This is a genomic window from Streptomyces sp. WAC00040 (genome assembly GCF_056835925.1).
In genome coordinates this window covers 2,846,201-2,869,302 of sequence record NZ_JAKQZE010000001.1, presented here as the reverse complement: position 1 = coordinate 2,869,302, position 23,102 = coordinate 2,846,201, and the positions used below count along the sequence as shown (strand labels likewise).

Annotated in this window: 23 protein-coding genes and 1 pseudogene; 16 read left to right on the top strand and 8 right to left on the bottom strand. The window is 71.1% G+C overall.

The annotated features are described in order from the left end of the window. The first annotated feature begins 53 nt into the window (after positions 1-53). From MDN94_RS13515 to MDN94_RS13475, 9 genes and pseudogenes are all read left to right on the top strand, one after another. Complete coding sequence (locus MDN94_RS13515; RefSeq protein WP_482726077.1) at positions 54-617, top strand: TetR/AcrR family transcriptional regulator; 564 nt, start codon at positions 54-56, stop codon at positions 615-617. A 123-nt stretch (positions 618-740) separates the two neighbouring features. Beyond that, the gene (locus MDN94_RS13510) at positions 741-2,093 is read left to right on the top strand and encodes a carotenoid oxygenase family protein (protein WP_482726076.1); all 1,353 of its coding nucleotides are present in this window, start codon (positions 741-743) and stop codon (positions 2,091-2,093) included. A 108-nt stretch (positions 2,094-2,201) separates the two neighbouring features. Then, positions 2,202-3,296 carry a medium chain dehydrogenase/reductase family protein gene (locus MDN94_RS13505; protein ID WP_482726075.1) on the top strand — a complete coding sequence of 365 codons (1,095 nt, stop codon included), beginning with the start codon at positions 2,202-2,204 and terminating at the stop codon, positions 3,294-3,296. A gap of 131 nt (positions 3,297-3,427) precedes the next feature. Next, complete coding sequence (locus tag MDN94_RS13500) at positions 3,428-4,063, top strand: RNA polymerase sigma factor (RefSeq protein ID WP_482726074.1); 636 nt, start codon at positions 3,428-3,430, stop codon at positions 4,061-4,063. 2 nt (positions 4,064-4,065) lie between these two features. After that, positions 4,066-5,172 (top strand): CU044_5270 family protein, encoded by a 1,107-nt coding sequence (locus tag MDN94_RS13495; protein ID WP_482726073.1) that lies wholly within the window; start codon positions 4,066-4,068, stop codon positions 5,170-5,172. Positions 5,173-5,239: 67 nt separating this feature from the next. Continuing rightward, a pseudogene (locus MDN94_RS13490) lies at positions 5,240-5,532 on the top strand (amino acid permease); the annotation flags it as partial. A 91-nt stretch (positions 5,533-5,623) separates the two neighbouring features. Next, positions 5,624-6,832: an exodeoxyribonuclease VII large subunit gene (xseA, locus tag MDN94_RS13485; RefSeq protein WP_482726072.1), complete on the top strand. Its 1,209-nt coding sequence runs from the start codon at positions 5,624-5,626 to the stop codon at positions 6,830-6,832. Positions 6,833-6,886: 54 nt separating this feature from the next. After that, a complete protein-coding gene (locus MDN94_RS13480; RefSeq protein WP_453463501.1) occupies positions 6,887-7,120 on the top strand; it encodes an exodeoxyribonuclease VII small subunit in 234 nt (77 codons plus the stop codon). Positions 7,121-7,393: 273 nt separating this feature from the next. Then, positions 7,394-7,984, top strand: a complete 591-nt coding sequence (locus MDN94_RS13475) for a malonic semialdehyde reductase (protein ID WP_005312557.1) — start codon at positions 7,394-7,396, stop codon at positions 7,982-7,984. Between the two features lie 123 nt (positions 7,985-8,107). Here the strand turns inward: MDN94_RS13475 and MDN94_RS13470 are convergent, their stop codons facing one another. After that, positions 8,108-8,674: a DUF4245 domain-containing protein gene (locus MDN94_RS13470; RefSeq protein WP_482727067.1), complete on the bottom strand. Its 567-nt coding sequence runs from the start codon at positions 8,672-8,674 to the stop codon at positions 8,108-8,110. 136 nt (positions 8,675-8,810) lie between these two features. On the opposite strand from MDN94_RS13470, the gene glpX reads away from it, so the two are divergent. Continuing rightward, entirely contained in the window at positions 8,811-9,842 is a 1,032-nt protein-coding gene (gene glpX / locus MDN94_RS13465) for a class II fructose-bisphosphatase (RefSeq protein WP_441263989.1), read from the top strand. 97 nt (positions 9,843-9,939) lie between these two features. On the opposite strand, the gene MDN94_RS13460 is transcribed toward glpX, so the two are convergent. Together MDN94_RS13460 and MDN94_RS13455 are read right to left on the bottom strand one after the other, a co-directional pair. Next, positions 9,940-10,293 (bottom strand): WhiB family transcriptional regulator, encoded by a 354-nt coding sequence (locus tag MDN94_RS13460; RefSeq protein WP_159687804.1) that lies wholly within the window; start codon positions 10,291-10,293, stop codon positions 9,940-9,942. Between the two features lie 188 nt (positions 10,294-10,481). Beyond that, positions 10,482-11,174: a DUF1707 SHOCT-like domain-containing protein gene (locus MDN94_RS13455; RefSeq protein ID WP_482726071.1), complete on the bottom strand. Its 693-nt coding sequence runs from the start codon at positions 11,172-11,174 to the stop codon at positions 10,482-10,484. A gap of 280 nt (positions 11,175-11,454) precedes the next feature. Between MDN94_RS13455 and MDN94_RS13450 the strand changes: the two genes are divergently transcribed. The 3 genes from MDN94_RS13450 to MDN94_RS13440 all read left to right on the top strand — a co-directional run bounded on the left by MDN94_RS13450 (position 11,455) and on the right by MDN94_RS13440 (position 17,108). Beyond that, positions 11,455-12,429: a helix-turn-helix domain-containing protein gene (locus tag MDN94_RS13450; RefSeq protein WP_482726070.1), complete on the top strand. Its 975-nt coding sequence runs from the start codon at positions 11,455-11,457 to the stop codon at positions 12,427-12,429. A 188-nt stretch (positions 12,430-12,617) separates the two neighbouring features. Then, positions 12,618-15,287, top strand: a complete 2,670-nt coding sequence (locus tag MDN94_RS13445; protein WP_482726069.1) for a S8 family serine peptidase — start codon at positions 12,618-12,620, stop codon at positions 15,285-15,287. A gap of 144 nt (positions 15,288-15,431) precedes the next feature. Further along, positions 15,432-17,108: a fumarate hydratase gene (locus tag MDN94_RS13440; protein ID WP_482726068.1), complete on the top strand. Its 1,677-nt coding sequence runs from the start codon at positions 15,432-15,434 to the stop codon at positions 17,106-17,108. 141 nt (positions 17,109-17,249) lie between these two features. On the opposite strand, the gene MDN94_RS13435 is transcribed toward MDN94_RS13440, so the two are convergent. From MDN94_RS13435 to MDN94_RS13420, 4 genes are all read right to left on the bottom strand, one after another. Continuing rightward, the gene (locus tag MDN94_RS13435; protein WP_482726067.1) at positions 17,250-17,549 is read right to left on the bottom strand and encodes a hypothetical protein; all 300 of its coding nucleotides are present in this window, start codon (positions 17,547-17,549) and stop codon (positions 17,250-17,252) included. Beyond that, complete coding sequence (locus MDN94_RS13430; protein WP_482726066.1) at positions 17,521-18,099, bottom strand: RNA polymerase sigma factor; 579 nt, start codon at positions 18,097-18,099, stop codon at positions 17,521-17,523. The genes MDN94_RS13435 and MDN94_RS13430 overlap by 29 nt, the downstream gene beginning before the upstream one ends. Then, positions 18,092-18,184 carry an LPXTG cell wall anchor domain-containing protein gene (locus MDN94_RS13425; protein WP_441263982.1) on the bottom strand — a complete coding sequence of 31 codons (93 nt, stop codon included), beginning with the start codon at positions 18,182-18,184 and terminating at the stop codon, positions 18,092-18,094. Before MDN94_RS13425 ends, MDN94_RS13430 begins: the two co-directional genes overlap by 8 nt. A 306-nt stretch (positions 18,185-18,490) precedes the next feature. After that, a complete protein-coding gene (locus MDN94_RS13420; protein ID WP_482726065.1) occupies positions 18,491-18,718 on the bottom strand; it encodes a hypothetical protein in 228 nt (75 codons plus the stop codon). 48 nt (positions 18,719-18,766) lie between these two features. Between MDN94_RS13420 and MDN94_RS13415 the strand changes: the two genes are divergently transcribed. Next, the gene (locus tag MDN94_RS13415) at positions 18,767-19,096 is read left to right on the top strand and encodes a hypothetical protein (RefSeq protein ID WP_482726064.1); all 330 of its coding nucleotides are present in this window, start codon (positions 18,767-18,769) and stop codon (positions 19,094-19,096) included. 27 nt (positions 19,097-19,123) lie between these two features. Here MDN94_RS13415 and MDN94_RS13410 read toward each other — a convergent pair whose 3' ends face one another. After that, entirely contained in the window at positions 19,124-20,644 is a 1,521-nt protein-coding gene (locus MDN94_RS13410; protein WP_482726063.1) for a ricin-type beta-trefoil lectin domain protein, read from the bottom strand. Between the two features lie 106 nt (positions 20,645-20,750). On the opposite strand from MDN94_RS13410, the gene MDN94_RS13405 reads away from it, so the two are divergent. Next, positions 20,751-22,145 (top strand): class II fumarate hydratase, encoded by a 1,395-nt coding sequence (locus MDN94_RS13405; RefSeq protein ID WP_482726062.1) that lies wholly within the window; start codon positions 20,751-20,753, stop codon positions 22,143-22,145. A gap of 69 nt (positions 22,146-22,214) precedes the next feature. Next, a complete protein-coding gene (gene fomD / locus MDN94_RS13400; RefSeq protein WP_482726061.1) occupies positions 22,215-22,943 on the top strand; it encodes a cytidylyl-2-hydroxypropylphosphonate hydrolase in 729 nt (242 codons plus the stop codon). Positions 22,944-23,102: the final 159 nt, after the last annotated feature.

Here is a 23,102-nt window from a genome sequence, read left to right as displayed (position 1 = left end):
CGCCGCCAGGGTCGGCGATTGACACGGAAAAGCATGAGTGATTGAGTACTCACATGAAGACGGAGCGGCGCCAACTGTCCACAGCCGAAGAACGCCGGGAGACGGTGCTGCGCACCGCCATCGGGGCCTTCGCGGCCCGGGGGTACTTCGGGACCACCACCACGGAGGTGGGCAAGGCCGCCGGCATCTCGCAGGCCTACGTCTACCGCCTCTTCCCGAACAAGGAAGCCCTGTTCACCGCGGTCGTTGAGCACTGCTTCGTCAAGGTCCGCGCAGCGCTCGAAGGTGGCGCGGCGAACGCGGGGAGCAGCTCACCCGAAGCGGTACTCAGCTCGATGGGCGACGCCTACGCCCGACTGATCAGCGACAACGACCTCATGCTCGTCCAGCTGCACGCCCAGGCCGCCGCGGTCTCCGAGCCGGCGATCAGGGAGGCGGTCCGGGCCGGGTACGCCCGCACGGTCGAGTACGTCCGCAGCGCGTCGGGGGGCAGCGAGCAGCAGGTACAGCAGTTCTTCGCCACCGGCATGCTCTGCCACCTCCTGGTCTCCATCGACGCCGAGGCGATCTCCGCACCCTGGACCCGCACCCTGACCGCCGGGATCACGCACTACTGACACGCCCCTCGGCCGGCGGCCGCACGCCCGCGGACCCCAGCGGCCGCCTATTTTTCCGCCCCATTAGTGAGTGTTCAACCACACACATCTCTACAGGCCCTACTTCGAGATCGAGGTTCAATCATGGCTGCCAAGCCCTATCTGACCGGTCACTACGCCCCCGTCGCCGACGAGATCACCGCGACCGAACTGACCGTGGAAGGCACACTGCCGCCCGAACTGACCGGCCGCCTGATCCGCAACAGCCACAACCCCAAGCCGGGTATCACACCCACCCACTGGTTCAAGGGCAGCGGCATGGTGCACGGCGTCCGGCTGAACCGGGGCCGCGCCGAGTGGTACCGCAACCGGTGGGTTCACACACCCGCCCTGGACGGCGCCCCCTATATGACCGACCGGGGACCCGCCCTGACGGCCAGTACGGCCGGAACGCACGTCATCGAACACGGCGGACGGCTGCTCGCCCTCTCGGAGGCGGCGCTGCCCTTCGAGTTGACGGCCGACCTGGAGACGGTGGGCGCCTACGACTTCGGCGGCAGGCTCACCTCCGCCATGACCGCCCATCCCAAGGAGGACCCGGCCACCGGCGAGCTGCACTTCTTCGCCTCCTCCCCGTTCCCGCCGTTCCTGATCCACCATGTAGCCTCCGCCGACGGTCAGGTGCTGGACAGCCAGGAAGTGCCCGGCGCGAGCGCCGCGCTGAAGCACGACTTCGCGATCACCGAGCACCACGTGGTCTTCCTGGAGGGCTCGGTCGTCTTCGATCCCGCCGAACACTCCGGAATTCCGTACAGCTGGAGCGACGCGCACGCCTCGCGGATCGGGGTCATGCCGCGCGGGACGGGCGGCGCACGGCAGATCCGCTGGTTCGAGATCGGCCAGGGGTACGGCATGCACTTCGCCAACGCCTACGAGGACGCCCGCGGGCACATCGTCGTCGAAGGCCCCACCGTGGGTCGCGAGGGCTGGCAGCGCTCCTGGAACTGGTGGGTCGGCGCCGCCGACCGCGGCGCCGAGCCGAACTCCGGCTCCCGCAGCCGCCGGTGGACCGTCGATCTGGGCGCCGGCACCGTTACGGAGCAGCAGACCGACGACCTGACGGTGGAGTTCCCCACCATCAACGACAACTTCACCGGAAGCGAGCACCGCTTCCAGTACGCGCTGTCGTTCCCCGACGACCTGGGGATCGGCAACCACACCCTGGTGAAGTACGACCGCACCACCGGCGCCCGTCAGCTGCTGCCGTTCGGCACCGGCCAACTGCCCAGCGAGGCGGTGTTCGTGCAGGCGGAAGGCACCGACGGTGAGGACGAGGGGTACCTGCTGAGCATCGTGAGCGACCTGAACGCCGACGCGTCCAAGATGATCGTCCTCGACGCCTCCGACCTCACTGTGCCCCCGGTCGCCACGATCCATCTCCCCCGGCGGGTGCCGGCGATGATCCACGGCTCGTGGATCCCCGACACCGCCCTCTGACGGGCGCCCGGACGTCCGGTACCACCACCTCCACTTCCTGGCCTTCCCCGTCTCACCGCACCACGACAAGCCATCAGCCACCGCTCATTCGTGATGAGGAGCATTTCCATGACCGACTCCCAAGGCCGCACCACCGCCGCCGTTTCCCGGCCCCGGGCAACAGCTGTCTCCCCGCTCGCGCCGTCCACCGTCACCGAAGCGGTGCTGCCCGGCGTCGTCGACCCGGACGGCATCCAGGTGCGTACCCGGCCCGCCCGGCCGGCCGGCCCCGGACAGGTGGTGCTGGCGATGGAGGCCGCCGGGGTCTCCTTCGCAGAACAGCAGATGCGCCGCGGCAAGTACTACGACCAGCCGCCCTTCCCCTTCGTGCCCGGCTACGACCTCGTCGGGCGGGCCGTCGATGCGGGAGAGGGTGTACCGGGCGACGTGCTGGGGCGGCGCTTCGCGGTCCTGACCAAGACCGGCGCCTGGGCCAGCCATGTAACCGTCGACGCCGGTGACCTGACCGAGGTACCCGAGGCGGTCGCCTCCGCCGATGCGGAGACCTTCGTGGTCAACGGCATCACCGCCTGGCAGATGCTCCACCGCCTCGCGGGGATCCGCCCCGGACAGACCGTCCTCGTGCACGGCGCGAACGGCGGCGTCGGCTCCACCCTCGTACAACTGGCGCGCATCGCCGGCGTCCGGGTCGTCGGCACGGCCTCGGCCAAGCACCACGACGCCGTGCGGGCCCTGGGCGCCACTCCGATCGACTACCGGGCCCCCGACCTGTACGAACAGCTGCGCGCACACGCGCCGCGGGGGTACGACGCGGTGTTCGATCACGTGGGCGGCGAGGGCATCGTCGCCTCCTATCGCCTTCTCGCCGCCAAGGGCACCCTCGTCTCCTACGGCACCGCCTCGACCCGCGACGTCCAAGGTTCCTCGAAGGCCCCGGTCCTCAAGCTGTTCGCCCGCCTGATGCTCTGGAACGCGCTGCCCAACGGCAAGAACGCCCACTTCTTCAACATCTGGGCCGGCCGGCGCAGGCTCGGTACCTTCCGCGCCGCGCTGCGCGGCGACCTGACCCAGGTCCTCACGCTGCTCGCCGACGGCGCTCTCACCCCGCAGGTCGCCGCCCGCGTCCCGCTCGCCGAGGTCGGCGAAGCGGTGCGGCTGGCCGAATCCGGCACCGTGGTCGGCAAGGTCGTCCTGGTGCCGTAGGCGACCACGGGCGAAGAACGGCGCGGCACCGGCATCCAGCGTGCTTCGGACCGGTCCCGGCTCGCGGAGTGTGACGTACGTCTCGGGAACCCGGCTCCATGGATCGACAGCTGACTGAGGTGACAACAACCATGCGCGCGCGCATTCGAGCGGGGGATCAACAGGCCTTCGCGGAGCTCTTCGACCAATACGCGAAGACCGTCTACAACCACGCCTACCGGCTGACCGCCGACTGGTCGGCCGCCGAGGACATCGTCTCGGCGACGTTCATGGAAGCCTGGCGCGGTCGCGGGCGCCTCGAGGCGGAAGGCGGGAGCGTACGCCCGTGGCTGCTGGGCATCGCCACGAACCTCGTGCGCGCACAGTCGCGCGGCAACCGGCGCTACAAGGCCGCCGCCGCCGCGGCCGCCCACGCCACGGGCGCCGGAGAGGCGGCGGTGGCCGATCACGCCGAGGAAGTCGCCGGCCGTCTGGACGACCGTCACCGCCTGGCCGCCACCGCGAGCGCACTCGCGGAACTGCGGCGCGCCGAACGGGAAGTACTGAGCCTGTGCCTGTGGCAGGGCCTGGACTACGCCACCGCGGCACAGGTCCTCGGCGTGCCGGTGGGCACGGTGCGTTCCCGGCTCTCCCGGGCCCGCAAGAAGCTGCGGAAACTCGCCGACGCCCAACTCCCCGACGCCTTTCGGGAACCCCGGCCGGTGAATCGACAGACAAGAGGGGACCGCACGATCGCGGCCCGGCCCGCACAGGAAGGAACCCGGTGAACATGCGTCAGTCCCGTCCGAGTCACTCCCGCCTCACGCCTGATGAATGGCTCGAGAGCGAGCACCTGCTGTCCCCCGAGGAAGCCGACCTCCCCGCAGGCCGCCATGCCTTTCACAAGGAAGCACTCATGACCTTCATCCAGCAGGACGCCCGATCCACGACCGCCGCCTCCGCCGCTCCGCCGGCCGCGGCGCCGGTGCGCCGCAGGCTTCTGCGCCCTCTGATCGTCCTGCCCGTCGCCGCGTGCTCGCTGGCACTCGTGGCCGCGGGCGTCCTCACCGTCACCGCCGGCGGCGAGGCCGGCAACGGATCGGTCGCCGGGCCGGCCCTCACCGCCACGGTCGGTGCGGGCACCAGCGCGGGCGTCCCGCAGCTCCTGGACCGGATCTCCCTCGCATCCGCCGAGAGCCCGCAGGTCGAGGTCCGGGCGGGCCAGTACGTGTACGTCGAGAGCAAGGTCGCCACGACCTACGAGAAGACGGTCGGCGAAAAGACGACTCTCGCCAGCGACGGGATCCACCGCCGCCAGGTGTGGAACTCCACCGACGGCACCAAGGGCTGGCTGATCGACCCGGCCGTCTCCCCGCCCGGCGGCGAGAAGCTCGACCGGACCAACGAGAAGGGTGGGAGCGAACCGGCCCGCCTCAACGCGCCCACCTACGACTACCTCGCCACCCTGCCCACCGACCCCGACATTCTCCTCGCGAAGATCTACAAGGAGACCAAGGGCATGGGCAACAGCCCCGACCAGCAGGCCTTCACCACCATCGGCGACCTGCTGCACGAGTCCCTGCCGCCCGCCGAGCTGAACGCCGCCCTGTACAAGGCGGCCGCCAAGATCCCCGGCGTCGTCCACGTCGAGGACGCGGCCGACGCGATCGGCCGCCGCGGGGTAGCCGTGGCGCGCCTGGACGAGACGTCCGGCGCCCGCACCGAATGGATCTTCGACGCCAAGACCTTCACCTACCTCGGCGAGCGCACGATCCAGGTCCGCCCCGACGGCGGCGACTCCGGGCTCATCAAGCCCGGCACCGTCCTCTACACCGAGGCCGTCACTCTCCGCCAGGTCGTCGACGAGCTCAAGGAGACCCCCTCCTCCGGCGCGTGAGCAGGTGTTCTTGATCCCCGGCCGTGACGCGGGTACGGCCGGGGATCCGGAGGTGCTCGAAGGGTGTGGCCGGCTGACGCCGCTGACCGGTGACAGCGGGTTCTCCGTGGCGGCGGTGCTCGGGGCGGTGTCCGTGGCGGTCCGGCTCGTTCCTCGGCTTCGACGCGATCGCGTCGTAGCGGAGGAGGGGACCGGAGGCTCCTGGAAGGTGCGTGGGCGGTCTCCTTCCGCTCGGCGCTCGCGGGTGTGCTGTTCGTCGCCCAGACGTATCTGGTGGCGCTGCTCGAACCGGTGCCCTCCACGCAGACCGCCGCGGAGCCCGCCCGGCAGGGGTCGGCCTTCTACGCCGCGGTGGACGCGTAGGTGGGCACCTGGCTCGACCTGGTGGCGGTGAGCAAGGAGTCCGGTCCGGGGCGCCGGCGTTGTCCGACGCGGCCGTTACGCTCGGCGCATGGCTATCGACACGTCCGCGGAATCCCCTCTGCCGGTCGGCGAGGTGTCACGGCTCATCGGCGGCTGGATCGACCGGCTCGGGGCGGTCTGGGTGGAGGGACAGATCACCCAGCTGTCGCGGCGTCCGGGCGCCGGTGTCGTCTTCCTGACGCTGCGCGACCCGTCGTACGACATCTCGGTGGGCGTCACCTGCTTCCGGCAGGTCTTCGACGCCGTCGCCGACGTGGTGGCCGAGGGCGCCCGGGTCGTCGTGCACGCCAAGCCGGAGTGGTACGCGCCGAGGGGGCAGCTGTCGCTGCGGGCGGTCGAGATAAGGCCGGTCGGCATCGGTGAACTGCTGGCCAGGCTGGAGCAGTTGAAGCGGTCACTCGGCGCGGAGGGGCTGTTCGCGCCGGACCGTAAGAAGGCCCTGCCGTTCCTGCCGCACCGGGTGGGACTGGTCTGCGGCCGGGCGTCCGCCGCCGAGCGGGACGTGCTGGAGAACGCGCGCAGGCGTTGGCCGCACGTCCGCTTCGAGGTGCGCAACGTGGCCGTGCAGGGGGTGCACGCCGTGGCGCAGGTGGTCCAGGCAGTGAAGGAGTTGGACGCGCTGGACGACGTGGACGTGATCATCGTGGCGCGCGGCGGGGGCAGCGTGGAGGACCTGCTGCCGTTCTCGGACGAGCAGTTGGTACGCGCGGTGGCGGCGTGCTCGACGCCGGTCGTGTCGGCGATCGGTCACGAGCCCGACTCACCGCTGCTGGACCTGGTCGCCGACCTGCGCGCCTCCACACCGACCGACGCGGCGAAGAAGGTCGTCCCGGACGTGGGCGAGGAGCTGGTCCGGGTGCGGCAGCTGCGGGACCGGGCGCTGCGCACCGTGCAGGGGCTGCTGGACAGGGAGGAGCGCGGTCTCGCGCACGCGCTGGCCAGGCCGTGCATGGAGCATCCGCAGCGGATGGTGGACGAGCGCGCGGCCGAGGTCGACGCTCTGGTCGCCCGGAGCCGGCGGGTCCTCGGCCATCTGCTGGACCGCGCGGACTCGGAGCTGTCCCACACCCGGGCGCGGGTCGTCTCGCTGTCGCCCGCCGCGACGCTGGAGCGGGGATACGCGGTGCTCCAGCGCGCCGACGGGGCGGTGGTGCGCTCGCCGGACGAGGTGACCGCGGGGGAGCCGCTGCGGGCACGCGTCGCTGAGGGCGAGTTCCCTGTGCGGGTCGGCGAGTGACGCGCGCGGTGTGCGCCGGTTCTGTTGTCGTAACTCATACATAGGGTGGATCGCATGGCTGCCAAGACGGAAGAGGCCGCGCTCGGATACGAGCAGGCCCGTGACGAGCTGATCGAGGTCGTGCGCCGGCTGGAGGCCGGCGGCACCACGCTCGAGGAGTCGCTGGCGCTGTGGGAGCGCGGCGAGGAGCTGGCGAAGGTGTGCCGTCACTGGCTCGAAGGCGCGCGGGCACGCCTGGACGCGGCGCTGGCGAAGCCGGAGGAGGACGGGACGGCCGACGGCGGGTGAGCGTGCCGTCGTCGGTGCGTGGGCGTACCGGGGAGACGGACACAGGGCCCCCTGGGCGTGTGGGCGCCGCCGGGAGGCGGACGCGGGGCCGCAGGGACCGTGGGCGGTGAGCCCCCGCTGTGGCGGGGCAGAGCCGTCCGTGCCGAGGCGGAGGGACCGCCCAGGGAGTCAGTGTGAGGACGGTCACATTCCGCATGTAGTTGAAATTTAATTCAACCCGGCGCGGTTGGCAGCCCCCGTAAGGCTTTTTCACGCACGCGGAAGGTACGCCCCATGTCCCTCGTTCTTGACCCCGTCGCCCAGGACCTCCTCTTCCGTGAGGCCCGTACGGCCAACACGTTCACCGACGAGCCGGTGACCGAGGAGCAGGTCCAGGCGATCTACGACCTGGTCAAGTTCGGCCCGACCGCCTTCAACCAGAGCCCGCTGCGCGTGGTGCTGGTCCGCTCCGCCGAGGCCCGCGAGCGCCTCGTCGGCCACATGGCGGAGGGCAACCAGGCGAAGACCGCTTCCGCCCCGCTGGTCGCGATCCTGGCGGCCGACAACGAGTTCCACGAGGAGCTGCCGTCGCTGCTGCCGCACTTCCCGCAGGCCAAGGACATGTTCTTCAGCGAGCGCCCGGTCCGTGAGCAGGCCGCCGGTCTGAACGCCGCCCTCCAGGCCGCGTACTTCATCGTCGGCGTCCGCGCCGCCGGCCTCGCCGCCGGTCCGATGACGGGCTACGACGCCGCCGGCATCCAGAAGGAGTTCCTGGACGACGACCACACCCCCCTGATGGTCGTGAACATCGGCAAGCCGGGTGACGACGCCTGGTTCCCGCGCTCCCCGCGCCTGTCGTACGAGGACGTCGTCACCACCGTCTGAGCGACGCGTCCCACGGCGCCGCAGCGTCCGGGCCCCGCACGCATACGAAGGCCGCCGCACCCACACGGGTGCGGCGGCCTTCGCCGTAAGGGGGCGGGCCCGCGCGGCGCGGGTTCCCGGGGGTCAGGAGCCGGCGGAGGGCTTCGCCGACGGGGTGGGCGACGCCGTGCCGGCGGGCTCCCCGGCCTTGAGGGCCGCGGCCATCTCGGCGAGCCGCTCCGGCCCCGCCGTGCCGGTGACAACGGTCGTCGCGCGGTCGTCGGTCAGCACAAGGGCGTCGTACTTCGGACCGTCCCAGAACTGCCAGGTCCGTCCGGCCACCTGCTGGGTCCGCTCCGTCTTGACGGCGTCGTGCGTGACCTCACGGACGTACTTGTCGGCGGGCCGGGCCGTGGACTGCTCCACTGCCACGTACTGGTCCCGGGGGTCGAGGAAGCCGAGGTGCCAGGCGTGGGCCTTGTCCCGCTCGAACGTCACCGAGGTGGCCCGCCATCCCTTGTCCAGCCCGTCGGGCGCCGCCACCGGGTACGGGGCGGCGCGCTGCGCCGTCACCAGTTCGACGCGGTAGTCGACCGTCCTGATCGGGTCGGCGTTCTCGTCGTGGGGAACGAGCATGTAGATGCCCGCCACGACGACCCCGATCACCGCCATGGACTGGAACATGCCCCGGATAGTCTGCTTGCCTCGCATACCTGCCACGTCCACCATGTTCGCATCCGGCAGGTCTGCTCATCCGTGGGCCCCTCTGCTCAATATGTCGACGTACCGATAGAGTCGCACCACCCTCTTTATATACGGCCGTCGTCGTACAGAAAGGTGCGCTCCGATGACCGAGAATCATCTGCCGTCCCAGCTCGAGGTCTCCCCCGAGGCCCCCGACCGCAACCTCGCCCTGGAGCTCGTCCGGGTCACCGAGGCCGCCGCCATGGCCGCCGGCCGCTGGGTCGGGCGTGGTGAGAAGAACGGCGCCGACGGCGCCGCGGTCAAGGCCATGCGGACCCTCGTCTCCACCGTCTCGATGAACGGCGTCGTCGTCATCGGAGAAGGCGAGAAGGACGAGGCCCCGATGCTGTTCAACGGCGAGCGGATCGGCGACGGGACCGGTGCCGAGTGCGACATCGCCGTCGACCCGATCGACGGCACCACGCTGACGGCCAAGGGCATGCCCAACGCCATCGCCGTCCTCGCCGCCGCCGACCGCGGCACCATGTTCGACCCGTCCGCCGTCTTCTACATGGACAAGCTGGTCACCGGCCCCGAGGCCGCCGACTACGTCGACATCAACGCCCCCGTGTCCGTGAACATCCGGCGGGTCGCCAAGGCGAAGCACTCCTCGCCCGAGGACGTCACGGTCGTCATCCTCGACCGTCCCCGGCACGAGGGGATCGTCAGGGAGATCCGCGAGACCGGGGCGCGGATCAAGTTCATCTCGGACGGCGACGTCGCCGGTTCGATCATGGCTGTCAAGGAGGGCACCGGCGTCGACCTGCTGCTGGGCATCGGCGGTACGCCCGAGGGCATCATCTCGGCGTGTGCCATCAAGTGCCTGGGCGGCGTGATCCAGGGCAAGCTGTGGCCGAAGGACGACGACGAGCGCCGGCGCGCGATCGACGCGGGCCACGACCTGGACCGCGTCCTGAGCACCGACGACCTGGTCTCCGGCGAGAACGTCTTCTTCGTCGCCACCGGCATCACGGACGGCGAGCTCCTGCGCGGCGTCCGCTACCGCGCGGAGACCGCGATCACCCAGTCCCTGGTGATGCGCTCCAAGTCGGGCACCATCCGGCAGATCGACTCCACCCACCGGCTGTCGAAGCTCCGGGCGTACAGCCAGATCGACTTCGACCGCGCGCAGTAGCATGCGGGCCGGCAGCGCCGGCCCGCATGCGGAGCAGACAAGCGGAAGGGGCGCCCTATGTGCGGGGGCGCCCCGTTTCCCGTGCCGTCTTCCAGGGTCAGGCCGCTGAGGCCGACTTCTTCACCTCGACGTCGCGGCGCCTGCGCCGGGCCAGCACGACGCGGCGCTCCGCGGCGGTGAGGCCGCCCCACACGCCGTACGGCTCGGGCTGGAGCAGTGCGTGCTCCCGGCACTCCACCATCACCGGGCAGCGGGCGCAGACCCTCTTCGCCGCCTCCTCCCGCGACAGCCGCTCGGCCGTCGGCTCCTTGGAGGGCGCGAAGAACAGTCCCGCCTCGTCCCGGCGGCACACCGCCTCCGCGTGCCAGGGACCTGCCTGGTCCTCCCGGGCAGGAATGCGCTGGTGCGGCACGGCGGCCACCTGCAGGGACTGATGCGGCAGTTGCAGCACGGTCTACTCCTGACGACGGGATTCGCGAGCGAGAGACGATGCAGCAGTCCCTACCCGCTGTGCGCGCGCCTATGCACTGAGTGGCACTGAGTTCCGACGTACGAAATTGCGGATCGGCGCGTGCGGCGCGAAAGCGCCCCCGGCGCCGGGCCGCGCCCGGCCGTGTCCGGCCGTCGGCCGCGGATCCGTCAGTGCAGGTGTTTGCGGAGCCGGTCGTGGAGGTCGGAGATCCGCCGGCCGCGCTTCGGCTTCGCCTCGACATTGCCGAAAATCGTGTAGCCGTTGACGACGACCACCGGCGCCTCGGGGTCGGCGGCCTCCAGCGTCACGACCTCGAAGTTCCCGAAGATGCCGGTTCCGCTGCCGCGCAGGGAGATGTTCTCGGGGACGCGCACCTCGACGTTGCCGAAGATCGAGGTCGCGTTGATCACCGACAGGCGCTGCCCGTAGAGCGCCTCGGTGAGGTCGATCTCGATGCTCCCGAAGAGCGAGAAGGCGTTCGTCCTGCGGCCCACGCGCCAACGGCCCTTTCGGGTCGAGCTGGAGAAGACCGCGACGAGGCTCTCGGCCGGGCCGCCCGGGTCCACCGAGTCGTCGTAGGCGTGAGCGGCGGCCGCGGCGGACCGCCGGCCGGCGGCGGGCAGGTCCCGCACGATCGGTTCCAGCTCGCCCACGGTCTTGGCCCGGTAGACCGCGTCGATGCGCTCCGAATGCTCCTCGGCGTCCAGCCGGCCCTCGGCCAGGGCGTCGCGGAGGATGTCCGCGATCCGGTCGCGGTCGGCGTCGGAGGCACGGATGGCGCCGCCGGGGTCCAGCGGGACGGCCGGCTTCTGGGGCTCCCCGCGCCCGGAGGCCGCTGAATCATGCTTGTCGAGGTCCACGGCACCAGCCTAGCGAAACGCGATAGATCGCGACTAGTGGCCCACGCCGTTCCGGCCGAGGCGGCCACCCGCCCGGACGCGGGCCGACGCCCAAGATCTGGCGGAAACCGGCCTGGCGGGAACCCGCCGCGCGTTCCGGAGTCACCGCCGGATCCGCCTCTGGCATGGTCCCGGACGGGCCCGCCGTACACAGGACCGCCGGATGCCGGCGTGCGAGGGGCGAGCCGTCGGGCCCCTCGGTGCGAGCACCGGGCAGGACGGGTCACGAGGAGGCGGGGCGATGCTCGAAAGTCTGGGACTCGACGCCGTGCAGGAGCAGGTCTACGTCTGCCTGCTCAGAGCTCCGGCAGCCGACGCGACGGCCGTGGCGGCCCGCACCGGGATCGCCGCCGAGGAGGTGGTCCCGGCACTCGCCCGGCTGGAGGCGAAGGGGCTGGTGACCCGGCGCCCGGGCCGGCCTGCCGGCTACCACGCGGCGCCGCCCGAGGTCACGTTGAACCTGATGGTGCTTCAACGTATGGACGAGGTGCGCCGGGTGCAGCTCGCCGTCGAACGCCTCGCCGCCGAGCACCGCGCACACGGACAGGGCGGATCGGGCGCCGAGCCGGTGGAGGCTTTGGAAGGGGCCGCCGCCATCGCGGACCGCTACCGCCAGATCCAGCGCGGCGCCAAGGAGGTGTCCAGCCTGGTCGCCGGCCCGGCCGTGGTGGTGACCGCCTCGGACAACACCGGGCAACGGGACGCCCTGCGTGCCGGGGTGCGCTACCGGGCGGCGTACGAGCGGGCCACGCTCGAACTCGACAGCGCGGACAACCCGTTGCTGCTGGAGGAGTGGGCCGCCCTGGGCGAGGAGATGCGCGTCACGCCGGAGGTCCCCCTGAAGCTGGTCATCGCCGACCGGCGGATCGCCCTGGCGCTCCCCCGCCGGCAGGCGCCGGGGGCGCCGGTCGGGCTGGTGGTGCGCACCGGCATCCTCCTGGAGGCCCTCAACTGGCTCTTCGACCGGATCTGGGCAACGGCCCTGCCCGTGCCCGCGGCCCTGGCGGGCGTGCCTGAAGGGCCGCTGTCGGCCTCCGACCGGCGACTGCTGTCGCTGCTCCTGACGGGCTGCACCGACCAGGCCATTGCCTCGCAGTGGGGCGTGAGCATGCGCACGGTGCAGCGGCGCGTACAGCGCCTCATCGCTCTGGCAGGGGTGCAGACACGCCTCCAACTCGGCTGGCAGGCCGCCCGTCTGGGCTGGATCGAACCGTAGTCCCGGGACGGGGAGAGAGGGCGCGCGACGGCGTGCGGCCCGGCCGCACGAGGCGACGGGGACGGCGCCGGACGGGCTGTCGCATTTGTGACAGGACGCCAACGCGACAGCCGCGAGGGCTGATGAAAGGCAGTCACCACCTGCCAGTGTGACGGCCGTTCACAGCCCTCCAGTGCTGAAGGATGACCATGTCCCGTCCCCGCTCCACCGCCACGAACCCAAGAGCCGGGCGCAGCGCCGTCGCGATCGCGACGGCGCTGCTCGCCGCCGGGAGCCTTGCCCTCACCGCTCTGCCCGCGCAGGCGACCCCTGCCACCGCCGAGCCCGACGTGTCCGTCGCCGCGACGCAGTCCGCCGACAAGCTCGGCAGCCACGACCGCGCGCTCCTCGCGAACTACCGCAAGCAGCACCTTGCCCGCACCACCATGAAGAACGCCGACCGGGCGGTCCCGGACTTCGCGACATTGCTGATCGCCGTCCGGGAGGGCCGGACCGCCGAGGCGGAGCGAGCGCTCGCGGCCCTCGGGATCGAGAGCGCCCGTACCGAGTCGGCCGTCGGCTACATCAAGGCCAACGTGCCGTTCGGCATGGTGGACCGGGTCGCCGCCATCGAGGACGTCGCCGCCGTCGACGTGGACGAGCTGCTGAGGATCGACGAGGTCCGCCCGGGCGGGTCGGACGCCGTGGCCGCCGGCGGGCAGGGGCCGGAGGCACCCTCCGCGAAGACCCCCGACAGCAACGCCTACATGCCGACCCGGGAGACCGGCTCTGTTCGGTTCAAGGAGGGCAACCCCTCCTACGACGGCCGCGGCGTCACCATCGGCATCATGGACACCGGAGTCGATCCGACCCATCCGGCGCTCGCGACCACCACCACCGGGGAGCGCAAGCTCGTCGACACGGTCGCCGGGACCGACCCGCGGAACTTGATCGACCTGCTCTTCGATGCGACCTGGCAGAACCTGTCGGCGACGGCCAAGGTGTCCGGGCCGGTCTTCACCGACCAGGTCCGCGGCGAGACGTGGAAGGCGCCGGACTCGGCCGACCTGCGCATCGGCCTGCGTCCGATCCAGCTGCCCCAGGGAGCGACCGTCGTACCGACGCTGTTCCGCGAGTCGGACTCCGCGGTGTGGGTCGACACCGACCTCGACCACGACTTCACCGACGAGGAACTGCTGCGCCCGTACAAGGACAAGCAGCAGATCGCCCACTTCGGGACCGATGACCCGTCGACGCCGGTCAACGAGCGGATACCGTTCACCGTCCAGGTCAGGAACGACTTCTTCCCCGACACCATCAGCGTCAACGTGAACGTCATCACCGAGGCGCACGGCACCCATGTCGCGGGCATCACGGCGGCCAACGGCATGTTCGGCGGCCGGGCGGACGGCCAGGCGCCCGGTGCGAAGCTGGTCTCGATGCGTGCCTGCCACTCCTTCGGGTGCTCCAGCGCCGCCCTGACCGACGGCATGATCGATCTCGCCACCAAGCACGGTGTCGACGTGATCAACATGTCCATCGGCTCCTCGCCCGAGTTCAACGACGGGCAGAGCGCCCGTGCCCTCGTCTACAACCGGCTGATCGACGAGTCCGGGGTCCAGCTCTTCATCTCCGCCGGCAACTCGGGTGCCGGTGCGAACACCGTCGGCGATCCGACGGCCGCCGACAAGGTCGTCAGCGTCGGCGCGTCCGTCTCCCGGGCGACGTGGTGGGCGAACTACGGGTCGCAGGTGCGTGACGAGCTGGGCGTCTTCCCGTTCTCGTCGCGCGGACCGCGTGAGGACGGCGGCTTCAAGCCGGACCTGACCGCTCCCGGCGCGGCCGTGTCCACCGTCCCCGACTGGCTGCCCAACTCCTCCGTCCCCGAGACCGGCTACACCCTGCCCGTCGGCTACTCGATGATGAACGGGACCTCGATGGCGTCCCCGCAGGCCGCCGGCGCGGCGGCCCTGCTGCTGTCGGCCGCGAAGCAGCGTGACGTCAGCGCCACCCCGGCCGAGCTCCGCAGCGCTCTCTACTCGTCGGCCCGTTACAACGACGAGGTTCCCGCCGTCGCCCAGGGCCGCGGCGGCCTCGACGTCCCGGGCGCATGGAGGTACCTCTCCGGTGAGGACACCGCGGTCGAGGCGGTGAGCGTCGTCGCACCCGTGTGCACTCCGCTCTCCGGCAGGCTGCTCACCCCGCACACCGGCAGCGGCGTGTTCAACAGCTGCGCCCCGGGCAACGGCGGCCAGGGCATCGGCGAGTCGCGTACGTACGACGTGACCGTGACGCGCACGTCGGGCCCGGCCCGGGCGGTGCCCTATCTCCTGGCGCTGACGGGTGACGACGGGACCTTCTCGGTGCCGCCCACGGTCATGCTCGGCCTGAACGAACCGACCGTCGTGAAGGTCGTCGCCGAGCCGGCCACGCAGGGCGTCCACAGCGCGGTCCTGACCATCGACAACCCGGCGACCGAGGCGGTCGAGCAGTCCGCGATGCTGGCCGTCGAGGCGGCGACGCCGCTGGCGGAGGGCACCACGTACGAGGTGACCGGCGTCGCCGAGCGCAACGGCACGGTCCACTACACCGTCGCCGTACCGGCGGGCACCACGGCGCTGAACGTGAAGCTCGACGGCCTTGCCGACGGCAGCCACACCCGCTGGTGGGCGTTCCGGCCGACCGGTGTCAGCGGCGAGTCCGCCACGCCCGGCTCGCTGTCCTGCTACTCCGGCTACCTCGGCGGGAACGGCTGTGACCCGTCCGCCCGCACCTACAAGGCGCCGGCGGCGGGCGTCTGGGAGCTGGTCGTGGAGTCCCGGCGCACGTCCCCGCTCCTCGACAACCCGTACCGGCTGACGGCGACCGTCACCCGGTAGCGCCACCCCCTGCCCCGCCCGCGCGGCCCCGGTCCGGCCATGATCCCGGCCAGTGAGCCTTACCTCACAGGATCGGGTCCGCGCGGGCGTCTTACATTGGATGGTGCTGCCAACGAAGGCACGCTGCTGTCTGCGAAATGAGGAATGGGCGAAATGCCGGAGTTCGCGTATACGGATCTGCTGCCGCTCGGCGAGGACGCCACGCCGTACCGTCTGGTGACGGCCGAGGGCGTCTCCACCTTCGAGGCCGACGGCCGCACTTTCCTCAAGGTCGAGCCGGAGGCACTGCGCAAGCTGGCCTCCGAGGCGATCCACGACATCCAGCACTTCCTGCGTCCGGCCCACCTCGCGCAGCTGCGGCGGATCATCGACGACCCGGAGGCGTCGTCGAACGACAAGTTCGTCGCGCTCGACCTGCTGAAGAACGCGAACATCGCCGCCGCCGGCGTGCTCCCGATGTGCCAGGACACCGGCACCGCGATCGTCATGGGCAAGCGCGGCCAGAACGTGCTCACCGAGGGCGGCGACGAGGAGGCCCTGTCGCGCGGCATCTACGACGCGTACACCGAGCTGAACCTCCGGTACTCGCAGATGGCCCCGATCACCATGTGGGAGGAGAAGAACACCGGCTCCAACCTTCCGGCGCAGATCGAGCTGTACGCGACCGACGGCGGCGCCTACAAGTTCCTCTTCATGGCCAAGGGCGGCGGCAGCGCCAACAAGTCCTTCCTCTACCAGGAGACCAAGGCGGTCCTCAACGAGGCCTCCATGATGAAGTTCCTGGAGGAGAAGATCCGCTCGCTGGGCACGGCCGCGTGCCCGCCGTACCACCTGGCGATCGTCGTCGGCGGCACCAGTGCCGAGTTCGCGCTGAAGACCGCGAAGTACGCGTCCGCGCACTACCTGGACGAGCTGCCGTCCGAGGGGTCGGAGCTCGGCCACGGCTTCCGTGACGAGGAGCTGGAGAAGAAGGTCTTCGAGCTCACCCAGAAGATCGGCATCGGCGCGCAGTTCGGTGGCAAGTACTTCTGCCACGACGTGCGTGTGGTGCGCCTGCCGCGGCACGGCGCCTCGCTGCCCGTCGCCATCGCCGTCTCCTGCTCCGCCGACCGCCAGGCCGTCGCCAAGATCACGGCGGAGGGCGTCTTCCTGGAGCAGCTGGAGACCGACCCGGCGCGCTTCCTGCCGGACACGACGGACGAGCACCTGGACGAGGCCGGTGACGTCGTGAGGATCGACCTCAACCGGCCGATGGACGAGATGCTGGCCGAGCTCTCCAAGTACCCGGTCAAGACCCGCCTTTCGCTGACCGGCCCGCTCGTCGTCGCCCGCGACATCGCGCACGCGAAGATCAAGGAGCGCCTCGATGCGGGTGAGGAGATGCCGCAGTACCTGAAGGACCACCCGGTCTACTACGCGGGTCCGGCGAAGACCCCCGAGGGTTACGCCTCCGGCTCCTTCGGACCGACGACGGCCGGCCGGATGGACTCCTACGTCGAGCAGTTCCAGGCCGCCGGCGGCTCCAAGATCATGCTGGCCAAGGGCAACCGCTCCAAGCAGGTCACCGACGCGTGCGGCACGCACGGCGGCTTCTACCTCGGCTCCATCGGCGGCCCGGCGGCCCGGCTCGCGCAGGACTGCATCAAGAAGGTCGAGGTCGTCGAGTACGAGGAGCTCGGCATGGAGGCCGTCTGGAAGATCGAGGTCGAGGACTTCCCGGCGTTCATCGTCGTGGACGACAAGGGCAACGACTTCTTCCAGGACCCGGCGCCCGCCCCGACGTTCACGTCGATCCCGGTGCGCGGGCCGGGCCTGGCGTAGCTCCGCACACGACGGCTCGGCCCCTCCCGCAGGCTGCGGGAGGGGCCGAGCCGTCGGGGGCAGCCGCATTCCTCGCACGGGGTGACGGCCGGGGGCGCCCGAACGAGAATGCGGCAGGGCCCGCCAGTCACATCGCTCTTGTCAGGCGCTCGGGCGCGCCTCGTGGCCCCGGTCCGCGACGGTCAGTCTGCACCCGCCGTCCTCGCAGGTGCGCCGGAGACGGCCCCGCGAGACGGTCTGCATCAGGCCCAGGGTCCAGCACATCGGGCAACCGCGCAGTGCCAGTACCCCGATCGGCAGGAGCAGCAGGCTGACCGGGCCGGCGGTCGAAAGGAACGCCACCGAGCCGATCAGGCCGCCGAAGCCGATCAGGCCCCGGACGAGGTGGCGGGGCAGGGACGAACTGGAGAAGTCAGGGCCGTCGGCGTCGGTCGTCGTCATAAGTGTCTCCAGGCGGAGGTTCGGGTCTGGCACGGAGGGACTGCTGCACCGCACCGCGTGCGCGGTGCAGACGCGATTTCATCGCTGCGGTACTGAGGCCGAGCGCCTCGGCGGCCGTTCGCCCGCTGTAGCCCTGGAGGTCCCGCATGATCAGCACGCGTCGCTGGTCGGCCGGCAGGGCGGCGACGGCCGCCGCCACCCTGCCCGCCTCAATGCGCTGGAGAGCCACTTCCTCTGCCGAGCGCACGGTGGCCTCGGGCAGGGGCGCATGGGCCCGCATCGTCCGCGCGCGCCGCAGGCACTCGTTGCGGACGATGCGAAACATCCATGACGCCAACGCGCCGGACGCCCTGAGCATCCCGATCTTGCGATAGAGGATGATCAGGGCCTCCTGCGCCGCGTCCTCGGCATCCTCGGGTGTGGCGCAGAGCGAGCGGGCGAATCGCTGCACGTTCGGGTGCGAACCCGACACCAGGGCGGTGATCGCGTCGACGTCGCCGCGCTGGGCCGCGACGATCAACTGTTCACCGGGCCAGGACGAGTCAGCCACGGGCTTGCTTTCGCTTGCGCAGGGCGAAGTAGCCGCACGTGCAGAGGAGCACGGCTCCGGCGGCGACGGCGATTCCTATGATCATGAAGACCTCCCGATCCTGTCCGACGTTCGTCGGCATCTGTAGGAGGCACGGGCCCGCCGAAAGGATTCCGCCTTCGCACGGAAAAGTTGATCGCGCCGGTGGGGCATCACCTCAGTACAGGGGCGCCGTCGGGTCAAGTGCGCTTCTCGGGCAGGGTCTTGGCCGGGATGTGGCAGTCGCAGGCGCACACCAGGTGCCGCACCCCGGGTACGCCGCTGCCGCATGGCACATGATCGCGGCAGCGGTCGTGACGGCCGACGATGCAGCGCGGCGACCGGAACGCGGGCTCGGGCGCCGCCTCGCCGGTCACCGCTCCCCCTGCCGCCGCGCCGGCGCGTTCGCCGGAGCACGGGCGAGCAGGGAGACACTGACGGCGTCGGCGATCTCCGGGGTCACCCACCAGGCGTCCCCCGCCCGGTCGTGATGCGGACCGTCGTGCCCCACGGCCAGGACGCAGACCGAGCCGCCGCACACCGGCCGCACCACGGCCGCGACGGCGAACACCGACCGCCGCGCCCGGCAGCGGCCGGCCACGCCCCGGCTCACCAGGCACCGCCGGCGGCATGGATGTTCCGCTGGTCGATGTCCACCCCTACGGTGGCCGGCGACAACGTCCGCCGCCGCCTGCGCTGCGCGGCCGGGCAGGAGTACACCTCGAGGTACGGGCGGGCGATTGGCGAGCGGGCGCCGTCGAGGAACGTGGACTGCTCGCGGGCGTACGGCGAACGCCGCCGGACGGGAACACGGGGCGGCCGGGATGTCGGGCCGTTCAGTCGGCGGCGCTGCGCCGCCGGCGCCTCGCGGTGCCTGCCGGTGGGCGGCAGTCATCGCGGCCTGATCTTCACCGTCCCGGGAAAGGGCTCCTTCGTCAGCCCCGACGCCGGAAAGAACGGCGCCGCGTCCGACGCGTAGCGTCGTCCGCGGCGCCGTGCTCCCCGGTCAGGCGAAGCGCTGGTTCATCGAGCCGTCGCAGGCCCGGAGCCGGACCGGCTCGTTCGCCGCGCCGTGGGTCAGGCAGACCCCGGTCGCGGACGCCGGCCGGATCGTGGCTCCGTCGCGGACGAACTTCTGGTTGGAGCCGCCGTGGCAGTCCCAGACGGTCAGGGCCGTACCCGGCCGGTAGTCGCCGGCGGGCACGTCCAGGCAGCGGTCCTGGGACAGCTCCGTGTGGACGGCACCCCGGGCAAAGTCGTGCCACCAGCCCTGGTTACGGCCGCCGTGACAGTCCCAACCGAGCACACCGGTGCCGTTCGCGCTCGTGGCTCCACCGACGTCCAGGCAGTCGCCGGTCGCCTCGTTCCGCAGCGGCTTGAAGGCGTCGTCCCAGGCGTACGGGACCAGGGCCGGCTTCCCCGTCGAGTCGACGTCCGCACAACTTGCCTCCCGCAGACCGGAGTTGTAGAGCTGGGTCAGGCAGGACGCGAAGGCGGCGTGCCCGCGGATGTTGGGGTGGAAGGACTGCCGCACGGAGTTGGCGTCCGGGGGGAAGTGCCCGAGGTCGATGTACAGGCCGCGGGCCCAGGCGTCCTGGTAGCAGACCTCATGGCCGTGGAAGAGGCGGGAGTTGTCCAGGTACACGGCCCCGGTCGCGCGTGCCGCCTCACGCATGCCCCGTTCGAAGGCGGGGACGGCGGCGTTGCGGCCCCACACGGTGTCGGAGTCGTAACCCATCCCACCGCAGGCCAGTTTGCCCGGGAAATCGGGGTTGTCACGGAAGTCGGGTCCGATCGGGCTCGGGTAGCCCATGACGACCAGCTTGTAGTCGCCGTCCCGGTAACCGGCGTCGCGCATCACGGTGCGCAGGTCGCGCACGGTCTGCTCGACCTTGGGGACGAGACCGTCGACGCGGGCCTGCCAGCCCGGTGCGTACTTGGGCTCGCACGGTCCTTGGATCAGGATGTAGCGGGTGACGCAGTCGGTCATGACGGGACCGAACTGGAGGTCGTCGTTGGCACCGGCGACCAGTAACACCATCTTGACGCGGGTGTTGCGGGCCTTGACGGCGAGGTTGTCACTCTGGACCAGCTCGTCGGCGTACTGCTTGCTACCGCCGATGCGGATGTTGGGGGTGGACGCACCGGAGCAGGACACGTTGTACGTGACGTCCGCGGGGATTTTGGTGCGGTGGATGGCGGCGTCCGGCGATCGGTGGCACCAGTTGTCGGGCCCGTTCGTACCGGGCTCGTAGGTGCCGGTGCCCTCGCCCGAGATCTCACTGTCGCCGAGCGAGACGAGGGAGGTGCTGCGTTCGGCGGGCGGCCGCTCCTCGGGGCTGCCGTAGAGCGCGGTCGCCTCGGCGGCCCGGACGGCCTCGAGTTCGGGCGGCAGGGGTACGGTCGCGGAGCCGGCGGGCTTCGCTGCCGCGGGAGCGGCCACCGCCAGGCCGCTCAGAACGGTGACGAGCGCGGCGGCGGCCGCCACGGTGCGACGGAGTCGAAGTCTGGGAACGGTGCCTTTCATTGCGCCTCCCCGGGTTGTGGTTACCCGGGGTATTTACTGGCGGGTAGCGCAGTTGGGAACAGGTAGAACAAGACAAGTGCTCAACTTTTTCAGGAGGTACGACACGATGAGCGACGCCGACGAGTACCGGACCGAGCACGATTCGATGGGTGAGGTGCGGGTTCCCGTGCACGCCAAGTGGCGGGCGCAGACCCAGCGGGCCGTGGAGAACTTCCCCGTCTCCGGTCAGCGTCTGGAGCGTTCGCACATCGAGGCGCTGGCCCGTATCAAGGCCGCCGCCGCCCAGGTCAACGCCCAACTCGGCGTCTTGGAAGCGGATGTCGCGGAGGCGATCGCCGCCGCCGCGACCGAGGTGGCGCAGGGGCGCTGGGACGAGCACTTCCCGGTCGACGTCTTCCAGACCGGCTCCGGCACCTCCTCCAACATGAACACCAACGAGGTCGTGGCAACCCTCGCCACCGAGCGCCTCGGCCGCGATGTGCACCCCAACGACCATGTGAACGCGTCCCAGTCGTCCAACGACGTCTTCCCCTCCTCCATCCACATCGCGGCGACCGCGGCCGTCACCCGTGACCTGATCCCCGCCCTGGACCACCTCGCCTCCTCCCTGGAGCGGAAGGCCACCGAGTTCGCGGCGGTCGTCAAGGCGGGCCGTACGCATCTGATGGACGCGACGCCCGTCACCCTCGGCCAGGAGTTCGGCGGCTACGCGGCCCAGGTCCGGTACGGGATCGAACGGCTGAAGGCCTCGCTGCCCCGCCTCGCGGAACTGCCCCTGGGCGGCACGGCCGTGGGCACCGGGATCAACACCCCGCCCGGCTTCTCCGCCGCCGTCATCGCCGAGGTGGCCCGCGCGACCGGGCTGCCCCTGACGGAGGCGCGCGACCACTTCGAGGCGCAGGGGGCCCGCGACGGCCTCGTGGAGACCTCGGGACAGCTCCGCACGGTCGCGGTCTCGCTCACCAAGATCTGCAACGACCTGCGCTGGATGGCTTCGGGTCCGCGCACCGGTCTCGCCGAGATCGCCCTCCCCGACCTCCAGCCCGGCTCGTCGATCATGCCGGGCAAGGTGAACCCGGTGATCCCCGAGGCGGTCCTGATGGTGGCCGCTCAGGTCACCGGCAACGACGCGACCGTCGCGGCGGCCGGCGCGGCCGGCAACTTCGAGCTCAACGTCATGCTGCCGGTGATCGCCAAGAACCTGCTGGAATCGGTCAGACTTCTGGCCAACGCCTCGCGCCTGCTGGCGGACCGCACCGTGGACGGCATCACGGCCGACGCGGAACGGGCCCGCGAGTACGCCGAGTCCTCCCCCTCGGTCGTCACCCCGCTCAACAAGTACATCGGCTACGAGGAGGCGGCGAAGGTGGCCAAGAAGTCGCTCGCGGAACGCCGGACGATCCGTGAAGTGGTTCTCGAGTCCGGCTATGTGGAGCGGGGAGACCTGACCGTGGAGCAGCTGGACGAGGCGCTTGACGTGCTGCGCATGACCCACCCGTGACGCCATGGCCTGACACGGCCCGTGACACGGCTCGCAGCGTTGCCCGTTCCGTACTCCTAAGATCTGCTCATGACAGGCACGGGAGGCCCGGCACACGGAACGGGCAGGACGGAACCGCACAGGACCGACGCGGAGAGCCCCGCGCGCTGGGAGCCGGGGGACCACATCCTGTGGCGCTACCGCGGGCATACCCCGGATCGCGCCGGCCGCTCGTTCCACATCTGCCGGCCCGTGACCGTCGTCCAGGACACCGACGAGCTGCTCGCCGTCTGGATGGCCCCCGGCACCGAGTGCGTGAAGCCGGTGATCGCGGACGGCACCCCGGTGCACGAGGAGCCGCTCGCCACCCGCTACACCGCGCCCCGCACCACCGCCCGCGCCCGCTGGAGCGGAAACGGCGTGCTGAAGCTGGCACAGCCCGGCCTGCCCTGGTCGGTATGGCTGTTCTGGGAGCACGACTGGCAGTTCCGCAGCTGGTACGTCAACCTCGAGGAGCCGCGTACCCGCTGGTCGGGCGGCGTCGACTCGGAGGACCACTACCTCGACATCTCCGTCTACCCGGACCGCAGTTGGCTGTGGCGGGACGAGGACGAGTTCGAACAGGCGCAGCGCGTCGGCCTGATGGACGCCCGGACGGCCAGGGGCGTACGGGAGGCGGGCCGGGCGGCGGTCGAGGTGATCCGTGCCTGGGGTGCGCCGTTCTCCGAGGGCTGGGAGGGCTGGCGGCCCGACCCTGCCTGGCGTGTACCGGCCCTTCCGGCCGACTGGGACCGGCTGCCGACGCGGCAGGCGGCCTGATCCGGGCGCTCCGGCCGGTTCCCGACGGGAACGCGCTCCGGCGTATACGACCTCGTGAGACTCTTGATGCGCCCCCTGGGGTCAACCGTAGGATCGTCGTCCGCAAGGCTGCGCCGTACGAGGGAGCAGGAGCACAGGGCCCGACCGTTCAGTCATCAG

Bases quoted from the DNA above. Each gene is read 5' to 3' on its own strand.
- MDN94_RS13435 (WP_482726067.1), bottom strand. From the start codon at position 17,549: ATGACGACGACCGACGCCGACGGCCCTGACTTCTCCAGTTCGTCCCTG.
- xseA (WP_482726072.1), top strand. From the start codon at position 5,624: ATGGCTATCGACACGTCCGCGGAATCCCCTCTGCCGGTCGGCGAGGTG.
- MDN94_RS13510 (WP_482726076.1), top strand. From the start codon at position 741: ATGGCTGCCAAGCCCTATCTGACCGGTCACTACGCCCCCGTCGCCGAC.
- MDN94_RS13405 (WP_482726062.1), top strand. From the start codon at position 20,751: ATGAGCGACGCCGACGAGTACCGGACCGAGCACGATTCGATGGGTGAG.
- MDN94_RS13445 (WP_482726069.1), top strand. From the start codon at position 12,618: ATGTCCCGTCCCCGCTCCACCGCCACGAACCCAAGAGCCGGGCGCAGC.
- MDN94_RS13475 (WP_005312557.1), top strand. From the start codon at position 7,394: ATGTCCCTCGTTCTTGACCCCGTCGCCCAGGACCTCCTCTTCCGTGAG.
- MDN94_RS13425 (WP_441263982.1), bottom strand. From the start codon at position 18,184: ATGATCATAGGAATCGCCGTCGCCGCCGGAGCCGTGCTCCTCTGCACG.
- MDN94_RS13495 (WP_482726073.1), top strand. From the start codon at position 4,066: ATGCGTCAGTCCCGTCCGAGTCACTCCCGCCTCACGCCTGATGAATGG.
- glpX (WP_441263989.1), top strand. From the start codon at position 8,811: ATGACCGAGAATCATCTGCCGTCCCAGCTCGAGGTCTCCCCCGAGGCC.
- fomD (WP_482726061.1), top strand. From the start codon at position 22,215: ATGACAGGCACGGGAGGCCCGGCACACGGAACGGGCAGGACGGAACCG.
- MDN94_RS13480 (WP_453463501.1), top strand. From the start codon at position 6,887: ATGGCTGCCAAGACGGAAGAGGCCGCGCTCGGATACGAGCAGGCCCGT.
- MDN94_RS13500 (WP_482726074.1), top strand. From the start codon at position 3,428: ATGCGCGCGCGCATTCGAGCGGGGGATCAACAGGCCTTCGCGGAGCTC.
- MDN94_RS13505 (WP_482726075.1), top strand. From the start codon at position 2,202: ATGACCGACTCCCAAGGCCGCACCACCGCCGCCGTTTCCCGGCCCCGG.
- MDN94_RS13440 (WP_482726068.1), top strand. From the start codon at position 15,432: ATGGGCGAAATGCCGGAGTTCGCGTATACGGATCTGCTGCCGCTCGGC.
- MDN94_RS13470 (WP_482727067.1), bottom strand. From the start codon at position 8,674: ATGCGAGGCAAGCAGACTATCCGGGGCATGTTCCAGTCCATGGCGGTG.
- MDN94_RS13410 (WP_482726063.1), bottom strand. From the start codon at position 20,644: ATGAAAGGCACCGTTCCCAGACTTCGACTCCGTCGCACCGTGGCGGCC.
- MDN94_RS13415 (WP_482726064.1), top strand. From the start codon at position 18,767: ATGTCCACCCCTACGGTGGCCGGCGACAACGTCCGCCGCCGCCTGCGC.
- MDN94_RS13450 (WP_482726070.1), top strand. From the start codon at position 11,455: ATGCTCGAAAGTCTGGGACTCGACGCCGTGCAGGAGCAGGTCTACGTC.
- MDN94_RS13515 (WP_482726077.1), top strand. From the start codon at position 54: ATGAAGACGGAGCGGCGCCAACTGTCCACAGCCGAAGAACGCCGGGAG.